Genomic DNA, 22,394 nt, shown 5'->3' on the forward strand with positions numbered 1-22,394 from the left:
AGGAGTACTAGATGGCAGACACACTGCGGGTGCTAACGCCCGTAGTGGAGAGGGAAACAACCCTGACCTCCGGCTAAGGCCCCCAATTCATGGCTAAGTGGGAAAGCAGGTGAGACGACCAAAACAACCAGGAGGTTGGCTTAGAAGCAGCCATCCTTTAAAGATAGCGTAACAGCTCACTGGTCTAAATAAGTTGTCTTGCGGCGAAGATGTAACGGGGCTCAAGCCATGAGCCGAAGCCGAGGAGTGCGTATGCACTGGTAGCAGAGCGTAGTGTGACATAGTTCCACTCCTCTTCAGCACCTTTCGAGGTGCTTTGGAGGATAGGAGCTTTCGATGAAGCGGGCGCGTGAGCGATCCCGTGGAGAGATCACTAGTGAGAATGATGACATGAGTAGCGACAAAGAGTGTGAGAGACACTCTCGCCGAAAGTCCAAGGGTTCCTGCTTAAAGCTAATCTGAGCAGGGTAAGCCGACCCCTAAGGCGAGGCCGAAAGGCGTAGTCGATGGGAATCAGGTTAATATTCCTGAGCCAGATGGAAGTGACGGATTGCGAGGGTTGTTCATCCTTATCGGATTGGATGGGCAGCTTAGCAGTCCCTGGAAATAGCTCCATCATAAGATCGTACCCTAAACCAACACAGGTGGACTGGTAGAGAATACCAAGGCGCTTGAGAGAACGATGTTGAAGGAACTCGGCAAAATACCTCCGTAAGTTCGCGAGAAGGAGGCCCGGGTTTCAGGCAACTGAAGTCCGGGGGCACAAACCAGGGGGTGGCGACTGTTTACTAAAAACACAGGGCTCTGCGAAGTCGCAAGACGACGTATAGGGTCTGACGCCTGCCCGGTGCCTGAAGGTTAAAAGGAGATGTGAGAGCGTCGAATTGAAGCCCAGGTAAACGGCGGCCGTAACTATAACGGTCCTAAGGTAGCGAAATTCCTTGTCGGGTAAGTTCCGACCTGCACGAATGGCGTAACGACTTCCCCGCTGTCTCCAACATCGACTCAGCGAAATTGAATTGCCTGTCAAGATGCAGGCTTCCCGCGGTTAGACGGAAAGACCCCGTGCACCTTTACTACAGCTTCGCACTGGCATCAGGACTGCATTGTGCAGGATAGGTGGTAGGCTTTGAAACCATGACGCTAGTCGTGGTGGAGCCTCCCTTGAGATACCACCCTATGCATTCTTGATGTCTAACCGCGGCCCGTTATCCGGGTCCGGGACCCTGCGTGGCGGGTAGTTTGACTGGGGCGGTCGCCTCCTAAAGCGTAACGGAGGCGCGCGAAGGTTGGCTCAGAGCGGTCGGAAATCGCTCGTTGAGTGCAATGGCATAAGCCAGCCTGACTGCGAGACTGACAAGTCGAGCAGAGTCGAAAGACGGCCATAGTGATCCGGTGGTCCCAAGTGGGAGGGCCATCGCTCAACGGATAAAAGGTACGCCGGGGATAACAGGCTGATACTGCCCAAGAGTCCATATCGACGGCAGTGTTTGGCACCTCGATGTCGGCTCATCTCATCCTGGGGCTGGAGCAGGTCCCAAGGGTACGGCTGTTCGCCGTTTAAAGAGGTACGTGAGCTGGGTTTAGAACGTCGTGAGACAGTTCGGTCCCTATCTGCCGTGGGTGTAGGATACTTGAGAGGAGTTGCCCCTAGTACGAGAGGACCGGGGTGAACGTTCCACTGGTGGACCAGTTGTCGTGCCAACGGCAGTGCTGGGTAGCTATGAACGGACAGGATAACCGCTGAAGGCATCTAAGCGGGAAGCCCCCCTCAAAACAAGGTATCCCTGAGGACCGTGGTAGACCACCACGTCGATAGGCCGGAGATGTAAGCGCAGCAATGCGTTCAGTTGACCGGTACTAATTGTCCGATAGGCTTGATTTGATCCAGTAAAAGCCAGATTGGCTTATGCGGATCCAGAAGCCGTACACTTGAACAAGTGTACTGACTTGGAATTCAAGGATCTTTCTTGGTTTGGTGGTCATAGCACGAGCAAAACACCCGGTCCCATCCCGAACCCGGCCGTTAAGTGCCGTAGCGCCAATGGTACTGCGTCTCAAGACGTGGGAGAGTAGGTCACCGCCAAACCTAGTAAGGTCCTTGAAATTGTATCTCTCTTTCGATCTTCCCCTACAATTTACCGACTGACCCGCACACTGCGGCGGCTTTGCTGTGCCGTGTCGGCGCGTTGCGGCCCTGCGGTGACAGACCACGACGAGACCCCTTTGGCCGCCAAGCGCGCCGGGGAACTTTCGATCCGGCCTTTTCGTTACCTGCCAGGACGAAAGGGACGCGATGGCCAAGGCGAAATCCGGAACATCAGGCAAATCCAAGGCGGTCGAGCCGCCCGACCCGCCTGAAAAGTCGATCGACGAGCGCTACGAGCGGCGATCCAAGGCGTTCGGCCGGCTGAGCGCCGCGATTGCCGACGGCAAATACCTCGTTCCGCCGAAATTCCTGCAAGGCCAGGCGCGCCGGCTGCATGTGCGCACGACGATCCGCGAAGACCATGCCGCGCGCATCACCGAAAGCTCGAAGGGCGCGCGCGACAAGTTCGACAAGCTTGCCGACTGCCCGTACAAGTTCTTTCGCGGCACCGCCCTGCTGTTCTACCGCGACATGGTGGGCGAGGACGGGCACATGCCCACGGTCATGGCGCTGGGGGATGTGCACCCGGCGAACTTTGGCGTCATGCCGGACAGGAACGGCGCGCCGATCTTCGGCGTGAACGACTTTGACGAGACGACCTATGCGCCCTTCAGCTGGGACATCAAGCGCGGCGCCGTGGGGTTCTGGATCGCGGCGCTGACCGAGGGCGCGCTGAAGCCGAAGCAGGCCCGCAAGATCATCCGCAAGTTCGTGCGCGGCTATGCGGCGGCGATGCAGGACTACGCCAACAAATCGACCGAACGCAACGATGCCTACCGGATGGACAATTCCCCCAAGGTGATTCGGCGCCTGTTCGAGCAGGCGTGGGAAGAGCGCAGGGACTGGTTGTGGGACGATTACCTGACGCCCAATGGCCGCGCCTTCAGGTCCAATGACGAGTTGCAGCCCCTGTCGACCGAGATCGAGAAGTTTCAGAAAGCCATCAACGACCTCGCCAGGTCGAACGGCATCGACGCGCCCGACCGTGCCGGTGAGCTGAAGGTCAAGGATGTGTGCGTGCGCCACGGGCAGGGCACCGCCTCGCTCGGCCTGCCGCGCTATTACGTCCTGATCGAGGGACCGTCGCAGGATGCGACCGACGACCTGATCATCGAGTTCAAGGCCGCCCGCCGCTCGGCGCTGGACGGCCTGGTGCCGCCCAATGCCTTCTACGCCGGCGAGCAGGCCGAGCGCATTAAGCACGGCCAGCGCGTGCAATTGGCGCATGGCGACATTTTCTACGGCGCGGTCGAGATCGACGGAAAGAGCTTCATGAGCCGCGAGCGGGCGCCGTTTCGGGATGACATCGACCTCGACGACCTGAGCTTCAAGACGTGGAAGAAATACGCCAGGGTGTGTGGCGCCGCGCTGGCGCAGGCCCATGCGCTGTCCGACGACCTGGGACGGATCGACTATGATGTCGAACCGTCGATCATGGAGGCCATCGCGCCGCTGGACTTGTTCGTCGGAGATATCGTCCGGTTCACCGAGGAAGCGGTCGCCCGGCTGCACCGGGATCACGCGTTCTTCCGCGAGGATCACAAGCTGGGTGCCTTCGACAGCCTCGATGTCGTCTTCCGCTAGGCCCTTGCGCACTGTCTTGTAAAAAAAATGTAATAAATGCCGGCGCGGCCCCTTGCGAAGGTCCCGGTGCAGGAGTAGATAGCCCGCATTGGCGCGGGGTGGAGCAGCCCGGTAGCTCGTCAGGCTCATAACCTGAAGGTCGTAGGTTCAAATCCTACCCCCGCAACCAATGATACCCCCGATACTTCCGCCAGACCTGCCGCAGTGGCCATCCGCCGGGTGCGTGGACGGCAGCTTGGGCTTTCATCACGCTTTCCTCGAAAACCCGATGGTCGAGCGCCGCCGCGTCGGAATGTTGACCCGCGCAATGTCACCGAAGAGGGGCAACGGACGCCTTCAGAGCGGTACGCCCTGAGACATCGTCCGCGTCGCAGCCAGCAGCATGGGGGCAAACTGGCTGACCATCTGCTTGGCGTCATAGCGAAAGAGAGAGGCCCCGAGGCTGACGGCGGCAACCCCTTCGTTGCCGGGCAGGCGCAGCGCCACCGCGAGCGTGATGTCGCCGGTGTAGATCTGTTCCTCGACAAGGGCAAAGCCGCGGCTGCGGGTCCTGTTGATCGCCTCCCAGATGCCCTCGCGGTCGTACACGGTGTGACGGGTAAAGGCGCGCAGGTCGGACCGATCCAGCAGCGCGTCAATCTCCGCGTCCTCCATCGTGGACAGGATCGCCAGACCGCCTGCCGAACAATAGGCCGGCAGGCGCGACCCCACGATCACGTCCGTATCCAGGACGTTGGGCGACAGGTAGCGCGACAGGTAGATCACCTCGGTCCCGTCGAGCACGGTAAGCGACACGGCCTCCTCTGTCGCCTTGTTCAGGTGAGACAGGTAGGGGTGCGACCGCAGCACGATCGGGCTGGACCGGGTATACTGGTAGGCAAGGCTCAGGGTCTTCGGCGTCAGTTCGAACGACTTGGTGCGCTTGTCCTTGTGCAGGTACCCCAGCCGCCACAGCGTATGGGAGTAGCGTTGCGCGGCCGACCGATCGAGGCCGGAGTTTTCCGCAAGCTGGGTCAGCGTCTGCCGCGGTGTCGCCTCGTCAAACGCGGCCAGCACGCGAAAGGCTTTTTCCACGGCACTGACCATCAAAGGGTCGTTCAGGTCATCAGACTCCGCCATTTCGTTTTCCCGCCTCCGCACGCATTGACACCGCAGAAACGCGGCGCTTATATTGTAATGAAAGGTTATCGCATCGCGATATTTTGGTCAACCAGTAACACGACCGATCAGGTTGGAAATCGAGCATGACGGACACAACACATACTTCATGGGCAGGATCGGGATTTCTGCATCTGCTGGGGCAGAAGGCTTCGGACAACCCGGAGCAGATCTACGCCTCGGAACTTGTCAACGGCGCGTGGCAGGATCACACGATCGGTTCGGTGCAGGCGCGCGCGCTGACCATTGCGGCGGGGCTTTCCGCCCGGGGCGTCGGGCGCGGCGATCGCGTTGGCCTGATGCTGGGGACGCATGTGGATACCAGCGCCGCGGCCTTTGCCCTGGGCCTGCTGGGGGCGGTCTGGGTGCCGGTCGGCCTGCGGCAGGTGGCCAGCGGCGTGACCTATACCGTGACCGAAGCCGACGTGACCCTGCTGATCGTGGAAGAAGAGGCCGAAGAGGTCGCCCGCGCGGCGGGCTGCGACGTGCTGGTGCGCCCGCAGGACGGGGGATTGTGCGCCGCACTGGGGGACGCCCCGGCGATCACGCCGGTCCTGCCCGAGGCGGAGGATCTGTGCATGATCCTGTTCACCTCCGGCACCACGGGGCGGCCCAAGGCGGTGCCCCTCACCCATGCGATGCTGCGCTATTCCGCTGAAAGTGCGGCGATTTCCTCGCAGGCCGAACCGGGCGCCATCTATTATACCTGGGAACCCTTCCACCATATCGGGGGCGCGCAGGTCGTTGTTCTGCCGCTGATCCGGGCGGTGCAGCTGGCGCTGACGGCCAAGTTCACGGCGTCCGGATTCTGGGACCAGGTGCGGGCCTGTGGCGCGACGCGGATCCACCATCTGGGCGGCGTTCTGCAGATGCTGCTGAAACAGCCCGCCCGCCCGGACGACAAGGACCACAAGGTCGCCATCGCCTGGGGCGGCGGCTGTGATACCGAGACATGGAAAGCCTCCGAGGCGCGGTTCGGCTTTCGGATCACCGAAGGCTACGGCATGACCGAGGCCTCCAGCCTGTCGACGGTGAATGTCGAGGGGCTGCCCGGCTATGTCGGGCGCGCGCTGCCGTGGTTCGAGGTGTCGATCCGCGACCGGGACGGGCGCGTCCTTGCCACGGGAGAAAGGGGCGAAATCGTCGTGACGCCCCGCCCCGGCTGCGAAACCGCGCTGTTCAGGGGCTACATGAATTCGGTCGAAGCCACCCGCGAGGCGCTGCGGGACGGCCGGCTGCACACCGGCGACATGGGGTCGCTGGATGCCGAGGGACGACTGAAGTTTCACGGCCGCATGAAAGACACCATCCGGGTCCGGGGCGAGAACGTCTCGGCCTGGGAGGTCGAGCATGTGGTGGAACAGCACGATGCCGTGGCCGCCTGTGCCGCGATTCCGGTCGAGGCCGAGATCGGCGAGGCGGACATCAAGATCTACGTGCAATCCGCCCCCGGTCAGACCCTGACCGGCGCGGCGCTGTTCGACTGGCTGGCGGGCAAGCTCGCGCCGCACCAGCTTCCGCAATTCATCACCTTCGTGCAGGAGTTCGAACGGACCCCGAGCCAGAGGATCATGAAACACAAGCTGGACGCGACCCGCGCCGGTGACTGGACGAGACACTGAAGCAGAGAGAGAAACACCATGTCTGACGCTACCGATCCGATCCTTGTGACCCGTGAAGGGTCGATCCAGATCATCACCCTGAACAAACCCAAGCGGCTGAACGCCTGGGACACCCCCATGCGGAACGATCTGTGCAAGGCGATCGCCGCCGCGGACAGCGATCCCGAGGTCGAGGCCGTCATCCTGACCGGCGCGGGCGACCGGGCCTTCTGCGCCGGGCAGGACCTGAACGAGGGCAAGAGCTTTGACGCGGCGCGGGCCGAGCTGTGGATCGAGGAATGGCGCACCCTGTACAACCTGATCCGCCGGTTCGAAAAGCCTTTCATCGGCGCGCTGAACGGGATCGCGGCCGGGTCCGCGTTCCAGGTGGCGCTGTTGTGCGACATGCGCGTGGGGCACGCCAATTCGCCGATGGGGCAGCCGGAGATCAAACAGGGCATCGCCTCGGTCACCGGGTTCTGGATCATCCGGGAAATGCTGGGCCTTGCGCGCGCGATCGACCTTGTGCAGACCGGGCGCATCGTGTCGGCGGACGAATGCCATCGCCTGGGTCTGATCAACGAGATCGTCGAGCAGGACCAGGTCCTGCCGCGCGCCATCGCCCTGGCAGAGGAACTGGCGGCGCTGCCGAAACAAGCCTATGCGCTCAACAAGCAGCGGATCGTGGCGGCCACCCAGCACAGCTTTGACGAAACCTTCGAGCTGGCGCGGACCTTGCACAAGAAGGCCTTTGCAGAAGGTCACACGCAGGCGGGAATGAGCAAGTTCCTGGACCGCAAGAAAGCCTCCTGAAGCGTTCAGCGATGAAAAGACAAAAGGCCGGCGTAATGCCGGCCTTTTGCGTATCTGGAAAAGAGGCGTGCCCGGGCCACGAGGCCCGGACGACACCCTGGATCAGAACTGGATGCCTTCGGGGATCGCGGAGACATCCATGCCTGCCGCTTCGAACCCGTCGATGATCAGCGGCGCAACCGTGCCCTCCGCCCGGTTCTTGTCGGCCCAGGCCTGGACGAAATCGCTGAAGCGACCGTCGTCGTCCATCCGGATCCCGGCGGAAGACGGGCTGCCGTTTTCCGGGGTGGGAACGGTGTAGCTGGCAAAGGCATCGGGGGCGGTGGCGAAGGTCTGCAGGCAGATCGGCAGCTCCTGCATCAGGTAATCCGCGCGACCGGCCTGGACGGCCATGATGGTTTCGCCCATTTCCTTCAGCGACATGATGTTCGCCTCGGGGACATCGCTTTGCAGGAAGGCGATCTGCGCGGTGCCGGTCACCATGGCAAAGGTGGTGTCACCGGAATTGTATTCCTCCCATGTCGGCATCGTTTCCTTGCCGGTGCCCGCGATCACGCAGTTTGTCATCTGATAGAGCGGGCCGGCCATATCCAGCGCCTTCTTGCGCTCCTCGGTGGCGGTCATGCCGGGGAACAGGTCGATGCGGCCGGCCTGAAGATCCAGCACGACGCTCTGCCAGGTCGTCTCGCGCCAGACGACCTCCAGGTCCTGCCCCATCTCCTCGCTCAGATCGGCAACGATCTGGCGGCAGACATTGGGTCCGTAGCCGGCGTATTCCAGATCGCCCCCGACATGGAACGAGGTCGGAGGATAGTTCTGGATGCCGCCGCAGACAACCTGCCCGGACGATTCGATGTTTTCCCAGATGGACTCTGCGGCGGCCGGAACGGCGGCGGTGCAGAAGGCAATGACGGCGGTCGTCATTTTAAGATGTGTCACGTTCGACTCCTTAGGTTGGTTGGCCGTTATGCGTCGGCCCGGAGTCAATTGACGCCCCGTTAGATGGCCCCCGCAACACAAACCAGAGGTTCCAGAGGGGCGGAAGCGCAGGAATATCGACTCTGGTGAAAAAAAGACACAATGTTATTGCAATGCGATTAGCATCTTGAAAATTTACTGCTATAAGAGTGCATCGAATGAGAGTCCCTTGCCGAACGTCCGGCAGGGTCCGAGGGGGGCGGAGCCGTCCCGTGGGCCGTTTTCCGAAGGGTTGCGGGGGCCGGAGAAAAGGAGATCTGGATGTATAACTTCGATTGGTCTGTGGTCTGGGACCTGTCGCTCTGGATGAACGCCCTGGGCGTGACGCTGTCCTATGCCGTTGTCACCTCGGTCGCCGGGCTGCTGATCGGGGTCATCTTCGGCCTCATCCTCGTGGCCCGGGTGCCTGTCCTCTGGTGGATCGGCTCGGGTTACGTGCTGTTGTTCCGGTCGACGCCGCTGCTGGTGCAGATCGTCTGGTTCTTCTACGCCCTGCCGATGGTCACGGGCTATGCGTTGCCGGACTGGTTCGCGGCGGGTCTGGGCCTGACGCTTTACATGGGGGCTTTCTCGGCCGAGATCTTTCGCGCCGGTGTGATCTCGATCGAAAAGGGGCAATGGGAGGCATCGACCGTTCTCGGCTTTTCCTACTGGACCAAGATGCGGCACATCATCCTGCCGCAGGCGACCCGCCGCATGGTGCCGCCCATCGTCAGCCAGTCCATCCTGCAATTGAAGAACACCTCGCTGCTGTCGGTCGTGGCCGTGCCCGACCTGATGTACGCGGCATCGACGTTGACCATGAGCACCTACCGACCGCTGGAGGTCTATACCTTCGCGGCGCTGATGTACCTTGCGGTGCTGACGCCGGTCACGCTGATTGCCAGCCGTTTCGAGATCAAACACTGAAAGGCCAAGCTGTCATGATTACTGTAAAAGGGCTTGAAAAGAAATTCGGGCAGCTCCGCGTTCTGAGGGGTGTGGATTTCCAGATCGACCGGGGCGAGGTGGCCGTGGTCATCGGGCCGTCGGGATGTGGCAAATCCACCTTCCTGCGGTGCCTGAACCTGCTGGAGGATCCGACCGCCGGCCAGATCGAGATTGGCGAGCGCCGGCTGGAATTCGGGACCGGGACCAAGGTCAGCGACGCTCAGCGCGCGACCTTCCGCTCCAAGACCGGCATGGTGTTCCAGAACTTCAACCTGTTTCCCCATATGACCGTGCGGGAGAACGTCATGTCCGGCCCGTACCTGAACGGGCGGCTGAACCGCATCGATGCGGCGGCCAGGGCGGACCGGCTGCTTGCGCGTGTCGGCCTGTCGGAGCGGGCCGAGCAGATGCCCGGGCAGATCTCGGGCGGGCAGGCACAGCGGGTGGCCATCGCGCGGGCGCTGGCGCTGGAACCCGAAGTGATGCTGTTCGATGAACCGACCTCGGCGCTGGACCCGGAACTGGTGGGCGAGGTCCTGGACGTGATGAAGGTGCTGGCCGAAGAGGGGACGACGATGGTGGTCGTCACCCATGAAATGTCCTTTGCCAAGGATGTGGCGACCAAGGTCGTCTTCATGGATGAAGGCCGGGTCGGAGAGATGGGACCGCCGGATCAGGTGCTTGACGCACCGTCATCACCGCGGCTTCAGACCTTCCTCTCCAAAGTCGTGCACTGACGGACCGGACCGGGTGGTCGGCCCCCCCGCGGGCAATGATCCGCGCCTGCGGGGGGCGCAACCAGCCTCCCCGAAGACGGACCGTCGCGGCACGCGCAATGCGCGATGATGCGCGTATGGCCTTTCAGGACCACTTGTGAGGTCGACGGCGCAGGCGTATATTTCATCTGGTGCCGGGGCCGTGGAAACCCCCCCGGCGCCACTCATCGAAGTCATCGCCCTGACGCCTCCTGCCAGGCAACCTTGATCTTCCTGAGGATCGACCCGTTCGGCATGTCGCCGGGCGGTTACTCAAACCGTGAGGTCATGATGGGAAAAGGCAATAACAGGCGCGGCAACCGCGAAGTGAAGAAGCCGAAACAGGAAAAACCGAAGGTCCTGGCAACGGCGCATTCCGGCGCGGCGAGCCCGGTCACGCTTGGGGAAAAGAAGAAGAAATAGCGGCGCATCCCGCGCCACGCGCCCCGGGCCCGACCCGGGGCCTCCTGTGGCCGGGAGCTCCCGGATCAGGTCCGGGAGGGTGCTGCGCCAAGGTGAAAAGACCAAAGCCGCCCCCTGGGGCGGCTTTTGCATGTCGGGGTCGGCTTTGCGGGACGAAGCCGCCGATCACAACGGAGGCGAGCGTCAGCCCCTGGGGTGGCGATCCGACACCAATTACGAAGCACTTTATGACTGCCAAACACATCCTCGAGATGATCGTCGTGCCCAGCTTCAGCCAAATCGCCAGCCCGAGGGAGGGGCTGACGATGGCCGGGCCGCTTCGCGGCTGTTAACCGGCTGGGGGCTCGATGCCAGTGTCTCACAAGGGCTCGATCCCGGCATGCGGCTGTGCCGACGAAACGGATGGTGGAGTGGCAGGGGCCGCGCATCGCCGCGCCGCGGCCCGTCAATGGCGCTCGGAACTATGGATCACGCTTGTCCGCAAGGCGCTTGAGGCGGTCGTTACGCCTCGCCCCAGGAGACGCTCATCTGCCCCCCCCAACGTGGAAAGAGCCGCCCCCGGGGACGGCGCCTGCCTGCCCCCGGGGCGCGACCCGTCTTACATCTCGCACTCGTCGACATAGACGTTGGAGTGATCCTCCAGCGCGGTGCCGATGATCTTGTTGGTATAGACGTCGCCTTCCTTGATCACCTCGCGGACATAGATGTCCTGGATCGGGTGGTTGTTGGACGCGAACGCGAAATCGCCCCGCGTCGAGGCGAAATCGGCCTCTTTCAACGCGGCGCGGAAGGCGTCGGCATCCGCGACGTCGGCCTTGGCCATGGCGGACAAGAGCAGGTTGGCGGTGTCATAGCCCTGGGACGCGTAAAGCGACGGCAGGCGGCCGTATTCCTCCTGGAAGGCGGCGACGAATTCGACATTCGCCTCGTTGTCCAGATCCTTGTTCCACTGGCTGGTGTTCTTGATGCCCAGCGCGGCGTCGCCCACGGCCTGAAGGATGCCCTGGTCGAAGCTGAAGGCGGGGCCGACCACCGGCAGGTCCACGCCGCTGTCGGCATATTGCTTGAGGAAGGAAATCCCCATCCCGCCCGGCAGGAAGAAGAACACGCTGTCGGCGCCCGAGGCGCGGATCTGGGCGATCTCGGCGGCATAGTCGGTCTGGCCCAGCTGGGTGAAGACCTCGCCCGCCAGTTCGCCCTCGTAGATGCGCTTGTAGCCGGTCAGGGCGTCCTGTCCGGCGGGGTAGTTGGGCGCGAGGATGAAGCTGTTCTTGAACCCGGCGGAGTTGGCATAGCCGCCCGCGGCCTCGTGCAGGTTGTCGTTCTGCCAGGCCACGTTGAAATAGTTGGGGCTGCAGCCCTTGCCGGCCAGCGCCGAGGGGCCGGCATTGGGCGACAGGTAGAACTTGCCCTGCGCGGTGGCGGCGGGCACCACGGCCATGGCGAGGTTCGACCAGATGATGCCGGTCAGCACGTCGACCTTCTCGGACTGGATCATCTTGTCGGCCAGTTGTACCGCGATGTCGGGCTTGCGCTGGTCATCCTCGACCACGACCTCGATATCGGAATTGCCCGACATCTTGACCGCCAGCAGGAAGCCGTCGCGCACGTCGATGCCAAGCCCGGCGCCGCCGCCCGACAGCGTGGTGATCATGCCGACCTTCACGCCCTCGGCATGGGCCATCGCGCCAAGTGCCGTCATGGCCGTGGCGGCCAGGATTGATTTCAGGTTCATGGTTTCCTCTCCCTTGAAAGTGTCAGAACGCCTTGAACGTCAGTGTCGTCTCGGTGCGTTCGATATTGTCGATTGTCGCGAGGGTCTCGTTGATGAATTTGCCCACGTCTTCGCCTTCGGGAACGTAAAGCTTGAGCAGCAGGTCGAACGGCCCGGAGGTGGAATAAAGCTCGGAATGGATTTCGCGCAGGGCGATCTCCTCGGCCACCTTGTAGGAGGTGCCGGGGCGGCAGCGGATATTCACGAAAAGTGGGCGCATGTGACAGGTCTCCCGATCGGCTGGGCCCTATTTAGAGCGGTTTTCGGTGCGGAAGGAAATGGGGAATTTCGCCGGGACCGCCCGATGTCACTCGTGCACGTGCCGCGCCCGCGCCCCGCGTTCGATGGCCGCCGCGTGCAGCCGGTCGATGTTCAGTTGATACCGGATCTCGCCCAGGAACCGCAGCTCGGTCTCGTCCAGCGCGCCGTCGGCGGCGGCCACGTCGCAGGCCAGCGCATAGGCGGTCTCGTACAAACGCTCGGGCAGGTTGTCGGTGACAAGGCCGAAAAGCGCGTCCAGCCCGTCCTCTTCGGCGAAAAGGTCGAACACCATCTGCGACACGGTCTTCATCCGGTCCACGTCGTAGGTGGCAAAGATCGGCAGGTTGTCGATGGCGCTTTCGATCTTGACCAGTTCGGCGGTGCGGATGTTCTCGTCCGAGGCGGAAACGGCGATCATCACGGCCACGAGGCAATCCTGGGGGGTGAGCGGGTGGGAATCCTGGTCGTCGGTCATGCGCTGTCCTTAAAGGGGCTTGTCGCGGCGCAGAATATTGACTGTCCGGGGGCGGAGCAATAGGAACCGAGGCGGCCCGCCATTCGCGCGGGCCTCAACCGTTGGAGACCGATATGTCCGAACTGCGCGACGCCGCGATGAGTGCGAAAGCCTGGCCCTTCGAAGAAGCGCGCCGGCTGCTCAAACGCTATGAAAAAGCGCCGCCCGAGAAGGGATATGTCCTCTTCGAGACGGGCTATGGCCCCAGCGGCCTGCCGCATATCGGGACCTTCGGCGAAGTTCTGCGGACGACGATGATCCGCCACGCGTTCCAGCAGATCAGCGATATCCCGACGCGGCTGTTCTGCTTCTCCGACGACCTGGACGGGATGCGCAAGGTGCCGGGCAACGTGCCCAACCAGGAGATGCTGAAGGAGCACCTGCAAAAGCCGCTGACCAGCGTGCCCGACCCCTTTGGCGAGTTCGAGAGCTTCGGGCATCACAACAACGCCATGCTGCGCCGGTTCCTCGACACGTTCGGGTTCGAATACGAATTCTATTCGGCGACGGATTTCTACAAGTCCGGCCAGTTCGACGCAACGCTTCTGCGCGCCGCCGAGCGCTATGACGACATCATGAAGGTGATGCTGAAGAGCCTGCGCGAGGAGCGCCAGCAGACCTATTCGATCTTCCTGCCGCTGCACCCCGAGACGGGCCGCGTGCTCTATGTGCCGATGAAGAACGTCGATGCCGCCAAGGGCGAGATCACCTTCGACGACGAGGATGGCCGCGAATGGACCCTGCCGGTGACCGGCGGCAACGTGAAGCTGCAGTGGAAGCCCGATTTCGGCGCGCGCTGGGCCGCGCTGGGCGTCGATTTCGAGATGTACGGCAAGGACCATTCCACCAACACGCCGATCTATGACAGGATCTGCGAGATCCTGGGCACGCCCGCGCCGGAGCATTTCACCTATGAATTGTTCCTCGACGACAAGGGGCAGAAGATTTCCAAGTCCTCGGGCAACGGGATCAGCATCGACGAGTGGCTGACCTATGCCAGCTCCGAGAGCCTTTCGTATTTCATGTACCAGAAACCGAAGACGGCCAAGCGCCTGTTCTTCGACGTGATCCCGCGCGCGGTGGACGAGTATCACCAGCAGCTGCGCGCCTATCCCGGGCAGGATGCGGCGGCCAAGCTGAACAACCCGGTGCACCATATCCACAACGGCGACGTGCCCGAAAGCCGGATGGTGGTGTCCTTTGCCATGCTTCTGAACCTCGCCTCTGTCGCCTCGGCGCAGGACAAGGAAACGCTCTGGGGCTTCATCAATCGCTATGCGCCGGACGCCAGCCCCGAGACGCATCCCGACCTCGATGCCGCCGCCGGGTTCGCGGTGAAATACTACGAGGATTTCGTCGCGCCGACGAAGACCTATCGCGCCCCCACCGAGCTGGAGCGCGAGGCGCTGACCGACCTGCGCGACCAGCTGGCCGCCTATGACGGCCCGGTCGAGGACGAAGCACTGCAATCCATCGTCTATGCGGTGGGGCGCGACCGCTTCGACCCGCTGCGCGACTGGTTCAAGGCGCTTTACGAAACACTTCTGGGGGCAAGCCAGGGGCCGCGGTTCGGCGGGTTCATCGCGCTTTACGGTGTTGACGAAACCGTGGCGCTGATCGACCGTGCGCTGGCGGGCGAGCTGGCTTGATCCACGTCAAGGCTTGCCGTTCGCGGCAGGCTAGATTGGACAAAAGACAGGGAGCAGGACCATGATCAGACCTCTTACTCTTGCCGCGTGCCTTGTGGCCGGGGCGGCCACCGCGCAGGACTCGATGCCCGAGCCCGAGGAGGGCCGCGAGATTTTCGAGAAGAACTGTGCCGTCTGCCACGGCCGGAACGGCATGGGCAACGGCCCCTGGGCCGGCTCCTACAACCCGCCCCCCGCCGATTTGACGGCGCTGAGGGAGGACGGCGTGTTTTCCCGCACGCGGGTCCTGTCGGTGATCGACGGCTATGACCGCACCGGCCTGCCGGGGCACGAGATGCCGGAATTCGGCCTGCTGTTGCAGGGTGACACGGTGCCCGTGGACGTGGGCGACGGGGTGATGACACCGACGCCGCGCCCGCTGGCCGCGCTGCTATTCTATATCGAGAGCATCCAGGACTAAACCCGGCAGATCCCGGTCAGCTCGGCCCCGTCCCAGGGCAGCACGACCTTGTCGGGGAGGGTCAGCTTGCCCAGCGGAAACGCGCCTTCCAGCAGCTCTTTCAGCCGGGCGGTGCGGGGGGCCTTCGGGTCCAGCGTGGCGCAGCAGACATATTCCTCGACGATCGAGGCCTGCTGTTCATAGCCATAATCGAGGAACCGCGTGTCGGTGCCCACGTCGAACAGATAGGGATCGTCGCTGACCTGGTGCTCGCGGATCGCCTTGAGCGGGCTATAGCCCGTCTGAGCGCGGTTCTGCCACTGCCAGACATGGGTCATCTCGTGGGCAAACAGCATCGCCTCGACCAGGTAGAACCGCTCGTCATAGTCGGGCAGGTAATCCTTCAGGTACCAGTCCCTGGAATAGAAGACCTTGCTGAACAGCACGAAGGCGGCGGGGCTGACGGTGACTTCCTTGGTCTCCTCGGCCTGTGGCGGAAAGATGCGCTCGCGGCAGGCGATGCGGGGGCGTTTCTTGCGGGTATAGGTGGTCTTGCCGATCAGCGCGCCCTCGACCAGCCGGATGCGCCCGGTGTCGATGGAGGAGCCGAGGATCTGCGTGGTGAACGCCGCCTCGGTCTCGGTCAGCGGACGGCCGCAGGAGATCAGGACGGCAAGGGACAAAAGGAAAAACCAGCGCATGGCCGCGACGGTAGCCGGATTCGCGGCAAAAGAAACCGGCAGATTTCGCCCCCGGTCCGCCGCGCCGGCTCAGCCGCCGGTCAGGACCACCCGGAACGAGCGGGGATCCTCGAAAAGATCGGTGCGCCGGCCCGCCTCCAGCAGCTGCGCCAGCGTGTCGGGCATCCGCCGCAGGTAGCGCTTGCGCAGGTCGAGGCAGACGGTGCCGCCGGCCTCCAGCACTTCGCGCATCAGGTCGGCGTAATCGTCGACGGGATAGTGAAACCCGCAGGAATAGAAGCTGATCAGCATGTCGGCCTTCAGCCCCGCCATCGCCTCGGGCGTCTTCAACGGGTTGATCGGCCTGACCTTGGTCTTGGCCACGCCGTTGCCGTGCAGGAGGGCTGTGGCCTCATCGAGGCTGGCATAGCCCGCGCCGGACCCCGCCCAGTTGTGATACTGCTCGTCGGTCTTTTCGATATCCACGAGGGTGAAGCGCGGCTTGAAATCGTGGTGCAGGAAAAGGTCGGGCAGGGCCTGGCCACAGCCGATGTCGATGACGGATGCGGGCGCGATTCGGTTGTCCCGCAGATAGCTGCGCAGGGGCATGTACTCGCCCCACATCTCGGCCAGCGCGCCGGCAAAGATGGTGTCGCGGCGCTCGCGGGCCTCCTGCCGCAGTGGCACCGGGTTGCCGGCCTCCCACGATTTGCGGGATCTGGGCGAGATCTGCTTGGTGCGCTGATAGCCCAGCAGGGTGATGGCCTCGTCCGAGATGGGGGCCGAGGTGAAGGCGGGCGGAGTGTCCTGCGCCGCGTGGGCGTCGAGGGTTTCACGGGTGAGCATGTGGGGGGCCTGTCCTGCTGCGTTTTGCCGGGCAGGCTAGCATGGCCGGGGAATCAGGGGAAGCTCGGGTTGGGCGCGGTGGGGGGAACCCCCGCCCTGCGGGCGGCCGGGCGGGGAGGTCCCGGGTCAGGCCCGGGACGGCGTTGCGCGGGGGGAGGCCGCGCGAAGGCCGCGAAGGGCGTTGCCGCCCGGAACCCGTCATCCCCGACGTGATCGGGGATCTCTTGTTGCAGGAGATGCTCGGGTCAGGCCCGAGGATGACGTGGGGCAGGAGGTGCCGCGCGAGGGCCAGACCGCGGGCTGGCGACCCGACGGTGCTTCAGGGCACTTTATGGCTGCCGTGTCCGCATGGCCTCTGATCGGAGTGCTTGCGTCAGCCAATCGCCAGCCCGGGGGGCGGTCTGGCGATCGCGCGGCGGCGCAGCATGCTGCGCCTTGATTCCGCGCGGATTGGGCTGTTACCCTGCCGGCTGCGTCTGCTTTCTCCCCCATGGAAATTTACAGCGTGATACATCAAAGGTTGCTAAGTTTGTCGAGTTCAGCACGTCTTCGGGAGGATATTCGCATAGGAATCCGCGCCAGCCACCTTTTTTGTATGGCCATTCAAAGATTAGAGTTCCACTCAGTGAAGCTAGAGCAAGCGTTTCGTTTCCATCGAAAACCGCCATGTGATACGAATATTTTCGTACTACAGTCCATTCGGTCGCGCCTATCTGCACGACTGGGCTCTTTGAATATTCAGGGTCCAAAGCGGCCTTAGCGTCACTACGCCCAAACCAGTAAGATGCAATTGCAAGAAATACAAAGCTGAAAACCAAAATTCTATAGAACGGAGGCAGATGGTCTTCAAGCATCTGAAGTCTGCTTATTGTCACAGACACGAAAAGCGTTAACACCATTTGCCATAACCTTAGACCACCAAGGCTACCAAGAAGCAATGCGTGCAAAAAATCGGCTATCCCCAAAGTGACGAAAAAAGTGAGAGCTAGCCGATCGAATAGCGTAGTATCCGGCAGATTAGAAACGTCGTACTTTCCATCTCGATAGGCTTCCGTGAAGTGCATGATGAGTGCAAACGTCAAAGTCAGTGCAATAAATGGAATCGTGAAAATGCTAGTTTTGAATAGGTCAGAAACATCAAGCAGCTCGTGCATTGATAGCTGCAAAGTAATGGAGAAGCCGGCTTCGTAGATGAAAGCCAACACAATTCCGAACGCAGAAACTAAAGGAAGCGATTTCACAAAAAGGCTTAGGCCAAAATCGATCCTTTTAGGTTCACTCAAACATCCAACTCCTCCACGAACCGCGCGTTCTCCTGGATGTACTGGAACCGCAACTCGGGCTTCTTGCCCATCAGGCGCTCCACCAGGTCGCCGGTCTCACCCGGTTCGTCCTCGTCGATGGTCACGCGGATGAGCTTGCGCGTCGCGGGGTCCATGGTGGTTTCCTTCAGGTCCTTGGCGTCCATCTCGCCCAGGCCCTTGAAGCGGCTGACGTCGATCTTGCCCTTGCCGCCCAGGCCCTTTTCCAGCCACGCGTCGCGCTCGGCCTCGTCGATGCAGTAGACGCGTTTCGCCCCCTGGGTCAGGCGATACAAGGGCGGGCAGGCGAGGTAGAGATGGCCCGCGTCGATCATCGGGCGCATCTGGGTGAAGAAGAACGTCATCAGGAGCGAGGCGATATGGGCGCCGTCCACGTCCGCGTCGGTCATGATGATGATCTTGTCATAGCGCAGATCGTCGATGTTGAACCGGCTGCCAAGGCCCACGCCAAGCGCCTGCGTCAGGTCGTTGATCTCGGCGTTACTGCCCAGTTTCGAGCTGGCCGCGCCCAGCACGTTCAGGATCTTGCCGCGCAGGGGCAGAAGGGCCTGGGTCTTGCGGTCCCGGCCCATTTTCGCCGATCCGCCGGCGGAATCCCCCTCGACGATGAACAATTCGGTGCCGTCGCGGGTTGACGACGAGCAATCCACCAATTTGCCGGGAAGGCGAAGTTTCTTCGTGGCGGATTTGCGTTGTGTTTCCTTCTCGGCGCGCCTGCGCAGGCGTTCCTCGGCCCGCAGCACGAGGAAGTCGAGGATGGCCCCCGCCGATTTCGTATCCGCCGCCAGCCAGTTGTCGAAATGGTCGCGCACCGCGCCCTCGACCAGCCGCTGCGCCTCGGTCGTGGCCAGCCTGTCCTTGGTCTGGCCGACGAATTCCGGCTCGCGGATGAAGCACGAGACCAGCGCGCAGCCCCCCGTCATCAGGTCGTCGCGGGTGATGTTGGCGGCCTTGCGGTTGTTCACCAGCTCGCCATAGGCCTTGATGCCCTTGACGATCGCGGCCCAGAACCCCGCCACGTGGGTGCCGCCCTCGGGCGTGGGGACGGTGTTACAGTAGGATTGCAGGAACCCGTCGCGGCTGGGGGTCCAGTTGATCGCCCATTCCACCTTGCCCGGCGTGCCGAAGCGCTCCTGGAAATCGACGGTGCCGGCAAAGGGATTCTCGGCATAGGTCGAGGCGGTGCCCATCGTCTCGCGCAGGTAATCGGCAAGGCCGCCGGGAAAGTGGAACGTGGCCTCCTGCGGGGTGTCGCCGTCGGGGATGGCGGATTTCCAGCGGATCTCGACGCCCGAAAAGAGATAGGCCTTGGAGCGGATCGAGCTGAAGAGCCGCGCGGGCTTGAAACGGTGATGGCCGAAGATCTGCTCGTCGGCATGGAAGGTCACGGTGGTGCCGCGGCGGTTGGGCGCGGCGCCGACCTCTTCCAGCTTGCCCTGCGGGATGCCGCGGGAAAAGCGCTGTTCGTACAGCTTCTTGTCGCGGGCCACCTGCACGATCAGGAGGTCCGAGAGCGCGTTCACGACCGACGCGCCGACCCCGTGCAGGCCGCCCGAGGTCTGGTAGGCCTTGCCCGAGAACTTGCCGCCCGCGTGCAGCGTGCAGAGGATCACCTCGAGTGCGGATTTGCCGGGAAACTTGGGGTGTTCGTCCACCGGCATGCCGCGGCCATTGTCGCGGATGGTGATGGAATGGTCCTCGTGCAGCTCGACCTCGATCCGGTTGGCGTGGCCGGCCACGGCCTCGTCCATCGAGTTGTCGAGGATCTCGGCCACCAGGTGATGCAGCGCCCGCTCGTCCGTGCCGCCGATATACATGCCGGGGCGCTTGCGGACGGGCTCCAGCCCCTCCAGCACCTCGATCGAGGAGGCGTCGTACGTGCCGGAATCGGCGGGTGTCAGAAGATCGTCGGCCATGTGCGCTGCTCTTTGTTTTATGGGTTGTGGCGCAGTATGGCAGAGCGAAAGCGGTGGGGGAAGTGGTCAGGTGCGTTGAAAACGCACCCTACGTCGCCTTTGTGCGCAGCCAGTCGGCCACGTCCTCCTCGGCCAGCTTGCCCTGGGCGAGGGCGATGATGATCTGGCCGATTTCTTCGGTGTCATGGGTGATCGACACGCCGTGCAGGGTCAGGCAGACCAGCATGGTGCGATAGGCCGTGCGCTTGTTGCCGTCGTTGAAGCAATGGCCCTGTGCGACCGCAGCCGCATAGGCGGCGGCGAGGTCGAACACATCCTCGATCATGCCGTAGACCAGCCGATTGTCCACGCGCGAGAGCGCGCCTTCCAGCGACTTGTCCCGCGCGCGTCCCGGCAATTCGCCGGGATTCAGGGCCATGTCGTGAAGCGCTTCCACCTGATCGGCGGAGAGAAGCAGGAAGTTCATTTGTCCTTGAGGTACTCAAGCACCGGCTGCGCCTGTTCGCGGGTGGCCTCTACGGCGGCCATGACCTCGTCCATCGTGGCATAGCGCGGCTCGCCTTGCAGCGAGGCTTCCTCGGGGACGAGGTAGCCCACGCATCTGGAATTCTTCATGATCGCCACCGGCTTGCCGCCCGCGCGGTCGAGCACCCTTTGCGGCTCACGCAGTTCGGTCATGGTGCAGATCTGGTTCGTGTGCAGGCGTTTCATGGGATGCCTCCTGAGGTGTGCGCCAAAATATACACTTCAATGCACGTTATTTCAAGTATTGCACGATATACCGTGCGCAGCCCCGAAGCGCCGCGTTGTCGTCGCTGATCAGCGTCACGGGGATCGCCGCGAGGATATCGCTGTAGGGCCCGCGCGGGTGGAAGGTGTCGGCAAAGCCCAGCGGTTTGAGGTGCGGCGCGATGGCCCGGGCGGTGCCGCCGATCAGGTAAAGCCCGCCGGTGGCCATGTGCGAGAGACACAGGTTGGACGCGGCAAGCCCGAGCAGTGAGACGAAAGCCTGAAGCGTCTTGCGCGGCTCAAGGGCCATGATCTCTGCCGGGGTAAGCGTCTCGCCGGTATAAAACGCGTGCAGCCGGGTGAGGCCGGGGCCGGAGAGGGCGGCCTCAAGGGGCAGATGCGCCGCCTCGCCGCGCAGCGAGTCGTAGAGCGCGCGAAAGCCCGGTGCGTCCGGCAGGGTGGTGTGACCGGATTCCGACGGCGGCACGAAAAGCCTGCCGTCCACCCGGTGCGCCACCGCGATGTTGCAGCCCGTCCCCAGCCCCAGCACCATGCGGGGGCCGTCGGGATCGGGCGTGCCGGGCACCAGGGGCGTCAGGCTGTCGGGGTCGAGGTCGTCGAGCGCATGGGCCTGCGCCTGAAGGTCGTTCATCAGGTGGACCCGCGCCGCGCCGGTGGCCTGGGCGAGGCTATTGGCCTCGATATGCCAGGCGTGGTTGGTCAGCTGCGCGGTGCCGTTCCGCACAGGGCCCGCGACACCGGCGCAGAGCGCGGTGACGGGGCCGGGCCGTTGAGTGTCGAGATAGGTCGTCAGCAGGTCGGACAGGCTGGTGAAATCGGCATTGGCAAAGCTGCGCGCGGTTTCGGACAGCAGACCCGTGCCGTCCGACAGGCCGACGCGGCAGGACGTGCCGCCGAGGTCGACCAGCAGACAGCTCATGATTTCCACGAAGCGGCCAGCGTGCGGGCGGCATTGGCGAAAAGCAGCACGTCGATCCCCACGCCCAGCATCTGGGCACCCCAGTCGCGGTAGGTTCCCGTTGTCTCGGGGTCCAGGCCGAGGATGCCGGGCGCCTTGCCCGCCGCCCGGATACGGGCCAGCGCGTCCTGCATGGCGGCGCGGACCTCGGGGTGGTTCGCATTGCCCCGATGGCCCATGTCATTCGCCAGGTCCGAAGGCCCGATAAAGGCCGCGTCGACACCGGGGACCGCGCAGATGGCGTCCAGGTTGTCGAGCGCGGCGCGGCTTTCGACCTGCACCACCAGGCACATCTGGTCATTCGCCGTGGCGATATAGTCGGGAACGCCGCCAAAGCCCGACGCCCGCCCCAGCGCGGCGCCGGACCCGCGCACGCCGTCGGGCGGATAGCGCATGGCGCGGACGACCTGCGCGGCCTGCTCTGCGGTGTCGATCATCGGGGCCAGCAGGGTCTGGGCCCCGGCGTCGAGCACCTGCTTGATGATCCAGTCCTCGGCGATGGGCACGCGGACGATGGGCGCGGTGGATGTGTTCTGCAGAATGCCGATCTGGGCCGACAGCGTGTGGATCGTGTTGGGGGCATGTTCGCCGTCCAGCACCAGCCAGTCGAAGCCGGCGGCGCCCAGGATCTCGGTCGCATAGGCATCGGCGAACCCGGCCCAGCAGCCGATCAGCGGCCGACCTTCGGCAAGGGCAGATTTGAAGCGGTTGAGAGCTGCGGGCATGATGCGGCCTCCGGCAGGGGTGGCCCCCAGTTAAACGGCGCACCGGGGGAAGGTCCAGTGGCGGTGGCGCGCGGGGTGTCTCCCACCCGGCGCAAGGCGCGGGGGGCGCAGAGGCCCGCCGACGGCTGGGCGACCGGGGAACCGGGCCTGCCCATCGGGCGTTGAAACC

21 protein-coding genes, 1 tRNA gene and 2 rRNA genes (1 of these 24 cut by a window edge) are annotated in these 22,394 nt (G+C 63.3%); 11 read left to right on the forward strand and 13 right to left on the reverse strand.

The window, feature by feature from the left end; translation table 11 throughout:
- The 4 genes from KUV49_RS16760 to KUV49_RS16775 form a co-directional block, all read left to right on the forward strand.
- Window positions 1-1,885 (forward strand): 23S ribosomal RNA (locus tag KUV49_RS16760); it begins 1,561 nt to the left of the window's first position.
- A gap of 89 nt (window positions 1,886-1,974) precedes the next feature.
- Window positions 1,975-2,089: ribosomal RNA gene (rrf, locus tag KUV49_RS16765) — 5S ribosomal RNA — on the forward strand.
- 207 nt (window positions 2,090-2,296) lie between these two features.
- A complete protein-coding gene (locus tag KUV49_RS16770; RefSeq protein WP_222452133.1) occupies window positions 2,297-3,733 on the forward strand; it encodes a DUF2252 domain-containing protein in 1,437 nt (478 codons plus the stop codon).
- Window positions 3,734-3,825: 92 nt separating this feature from the next.
- A tRNA-Met gene (locus tag KUV49_RS16775) sits at window positions 3,826-3,902 on the forward strand.
- 167 nt (window positions 3,903-4,069) lie between these two features.
- On the opposite strand, the gene KUV49_RS16780 is transcribed toward KUV49_RS16775, so the two are convergent.
- Window positions 4,070-4,852: an IclR family transcriptional regulator gene (locus KUV49_RS16780; RefSeq protein ID WP_222452134.1), complete on the reverse strand. Its 783-nt coding sequence runs from the start codon at window positions 4,850-4,852 to the stop codon at window positions 4,070-4,072.
- A gap of 125 nt (window positions 4,853-4,977) precedes the next feature.
- Between KUV49_RS16780 and KUV49_RS16785 the strand changes: the two genes are divergently transcribed.
- Entirely contained in the window at window positions 4,978-6,513 is a 1,536-nt protein-coding gene (locus KUV49_RS16785; protein WP_222452135.1) for an AMP-binding protein, read from the forward strand.
- Window positions 6,514-6,531: 18 nt separating this feature from the next.
- Entirely contained in the window at window positions 6,532-7,305 is a 774-nt protein-coding gene (locus tag KUV49_RS16790; RefSeq protein ID WP_222452136.1) for an enoyl-CoA hydratase/isomerase family protein, read from the forward strand.
- Window positions 7,306-7,407: 102 nt separating this feature from the next.
- Here the strand turns inward: KUV49_RS16790 and KUV49_RS16795 are convergent, their stop codons facing one another.
- On the reverse strand, window positions 7,408-8,244 hold the full coding sequence (locus KUV49_RS16795; RefSeq protein WP_222452137.1) for a transporter substrate-binding domain-containing protein: 837 nt from the start codon (window positions 8,242-8,244) through the stop codon (window positions 7,408-7,410).
- 300 nt (window positions 8,245-8,544) lie between these two features.
- On the opposite strand from KUV49_RS16795, the gene KUV49_RS16800 reads away from it, so the two are divergent.
- The 3 genes from KUV49_RS16800 (at window position 8,545) to KUV49_RS16810 (ending at window position 10,391) form a co-directional block, all read left to right on the forward strand.
- Window positions 8,545-9,192, forward strand: coding sequence for an amino acid ABC transporter permease (locus tag KUV49_RS16800; RefSeq protein ID WP_152494004.1), 648 nt, complete (start codon window positions 8,545-8,547; stop codon window positions 9,190-9,192).
- A 14-nt stretch (window positions 9,193-9,206) separates the two neighbouring features.
- Window positions 9,207-9,950 carry an amino acid ABC transporter ATP-binding protein gene (locus KUV49_RS16805; RefSeq protein WP_222452138.1) on the forward strand — a complete coding sequence of 248 codons (744 nt, stop codon included), beginning with the start codon at window positions 9,207-9,209 and terminating at the stop codon, window positions 9,948-9,950.
- Between the two features lie 243 nt (window positions 9,951-10,193).
- Window positions 10,194-10,391, forward strand: a complete 198-nt coding sequence (locus KUV49_RS16810) for a hypothetical protein (RefSeq protein ID WP_222452959.1) — start codon at window positions 10,194-10,196, stop codon at window positions 10,389-10,391.
- Window positions 10,392-10,989: 598 nt separating this feature from the next.
- On the opposite strand, the gene KUV49_RS16815 is transcribed toward KUV49_RS16810, so the two are convergent.
- From KUV49_RS16815 to KUV49_RS16825, 3 genes are all read right to left on the reverse strand, one after another.
- Window positions 10,990-12,126 carry an ABC transporter substrate-binding protein gene (locus tag KUV49_RS16815; RefSeq protein WP_222452139.1) on the reverse strand — a complete coding sequence of 379 codons (1,137 nt, stop codon included), beginning with the start codon at window positions 12,124-12,126 and terminating at the stop codon, window positions 10,990-10,992.
- 22 nt (window positions 12,127-12,148) lie between these two features.
- Window positions 12,149-12,385 carry an Lrp/AsnC ligand binding domain-containing protein gene (locus tag KUV49_RS16820; RefSeq protein WP_222452140.1) on the reverse strand — a complete coding sequence of 79 codons (237 nt, stop codon included), beginning with the start codon at window positions 12,383-12,385 and terminating at the stop codon, window positions 12,149-12,151.
- An 87-nt stretch (window positions 12,386-12,472) separates the two neighbouring features.
- On the reverse strand, window positions 12,473-12,901 hold the full coding sequence (locus tag KUV49_RS16825; RefSeq protein ID WP_152493999.1) for a tellurite resistance TerB family protein: 429 nt from the start codon (window positions 12,899-12,901) through the stop codon (window positions 12,473-12,475).
- Window positions 12,902-13,014: 113 nt separating this feature from the next.
- Here KUV49_RS16825 and KUV49_RS16830 point away from each other — a divergent pair, with 113 nt between their 5' ends.
- Window positions 13,015-14,589, forward strand: coding sequence for a lysine--tRNA ligase (locus KUV49_RS16830; protein ID WP_222452141.1), 1,575 nt, complete (start codon window positions 13,015-13,017; stop codon window positions 14,587-14,589).
- A gap of 61 nt (window positions 14,590-14,650) precedes the next feature.
- The gene (locus KUV49_RS16835; RefSeq protein WP_222452142.1) at window positions 14,651-15,049 is read left to right on the forward strand and encodes a c-type cytochrome; all 399 of its coding nucleotides are present in this window, start codon (window positions 14,651-14,653) and stop codon (window positions 15,047-15,049) included.
- Here the strand turns inward: KUV49_RS16835 and KUV49_RS16840 are convergent.
- The 8 genes from KUV49_RS16840 to KUV49_RS16875 all read right to left on the reverse strand — a co-directional run bounded on the left by KUV49_RS16840 (window position 15,046) and on the right by KUV49_RS16875 (window position 22,225).
- Window positions 15,046-15,729, reverse strand: a complete 684-nt coding sequence (locus KUV49_RS16840; protein WP_222452143.1) for a hypothetical protein — start codon at window positions 15,727-15,729, stop codon at window positions 15,046-15,048. The genes KUV49_RS16835 and KUV49_RS16840 overlap by 4 nt on opposite strands.
- A 69-nt stretch (window positions 15,730-15,798) precedes the next feature.
- On the reverse strand, window positions 15,799-16,554 hold the full coding sequence (locus KUV49_RS16845) for a hypothetical protein (protein ID WP_222452144.1): 756 nt from the start codon (window positions 16,552-16,554) through the stop codon (window positions 15,799-15,801).
- A 458-nt stretch (window positions 16,555-17,012) separates the two neighbouring features.
- Entirely contained in the window at window positions 17,013-17,837 is an 825-nt protein-coding gene (locus KUV49_RS16850) for a hypothetical protein (RefSeq protein ID WP_222452145.1), read from the reverse strand.
- The gene (gene parE / locus KUV49_RS16855; protein WP_222452146.1) at window positions 17,834-19,792 is read right to left on the reverse strand and encodes a DNA topoisomerase IV subunit B; all 1,959 of its coding nucleotides are present in this window, start codon (window positions 19,790-19,792) and stop codon (window positions 17,834-17,836) included. Before parE ends, KUV49_RS16850 begins: the two co-directional genes overlap by 4 nt.
- 88 nt (window positions 19,793-19,880) lie before the next feature.
- A complete protein-coding gene (locus tag KUV49_RS16860) occupies window positions 19,881-20,258 on the reverse strand; it encodes a type II toxin-antitoxin system death-on-curing family toxin (protein WP_222452147.1) in 378 nt (125 codons plus the stop codon).
- A complete protein-coding gene (locus KUV49_RS16865; RefSeq protein WP_222452148.1) occupies window positions 20,255-20,503 on the reverse strand; it encodes a hypothetical protein in 249 nt (82 codons plus the stop codon). Before KUV49_RS16865 ends, KUV49_RS16860 begins: the two co-directional genes overlap by 4 nt.
- Before the next feature lie 46 nt (window positions 20,504-20,549).
- On the reverse strand, window positions 20,550-21,461 hold the full coding sequence (locus tag KUV49_RS16870) for a glucokinase (protein ID WP_222452149.1): 912 nt from the start codon (window positions 21,459-21,461) through the stop codon (window positions 20,550-20,552).
- Window positions 21,458-22,225, reverse strand: coding sequence for an HpcH/HpaI aldolase family protein (locus KUV49_RS16875; RefSeq protein WP_222452150.1), 768 nt, complete (start codon window positions 22,223-22,225; stop codon window positions 21,458-21,460). The genes KUV49_RS16870 and KUV49_RS16875 overlap by 4 nt, the downstream gene beginning before the upstream one ends.
- Window positions 22,226-22,394: the final 169 nt, after the last annotated feature.

The organism is Roseovarius atlanticus, assembly GCF_019802205.1.
Classification (GTDB): Bacteria; Pseudomonadota; Alphaproteobacteria; order Rhodobacterales; family Rhodobacteraceae; genus Roseovarius; species Roseovarius atlanticus_A.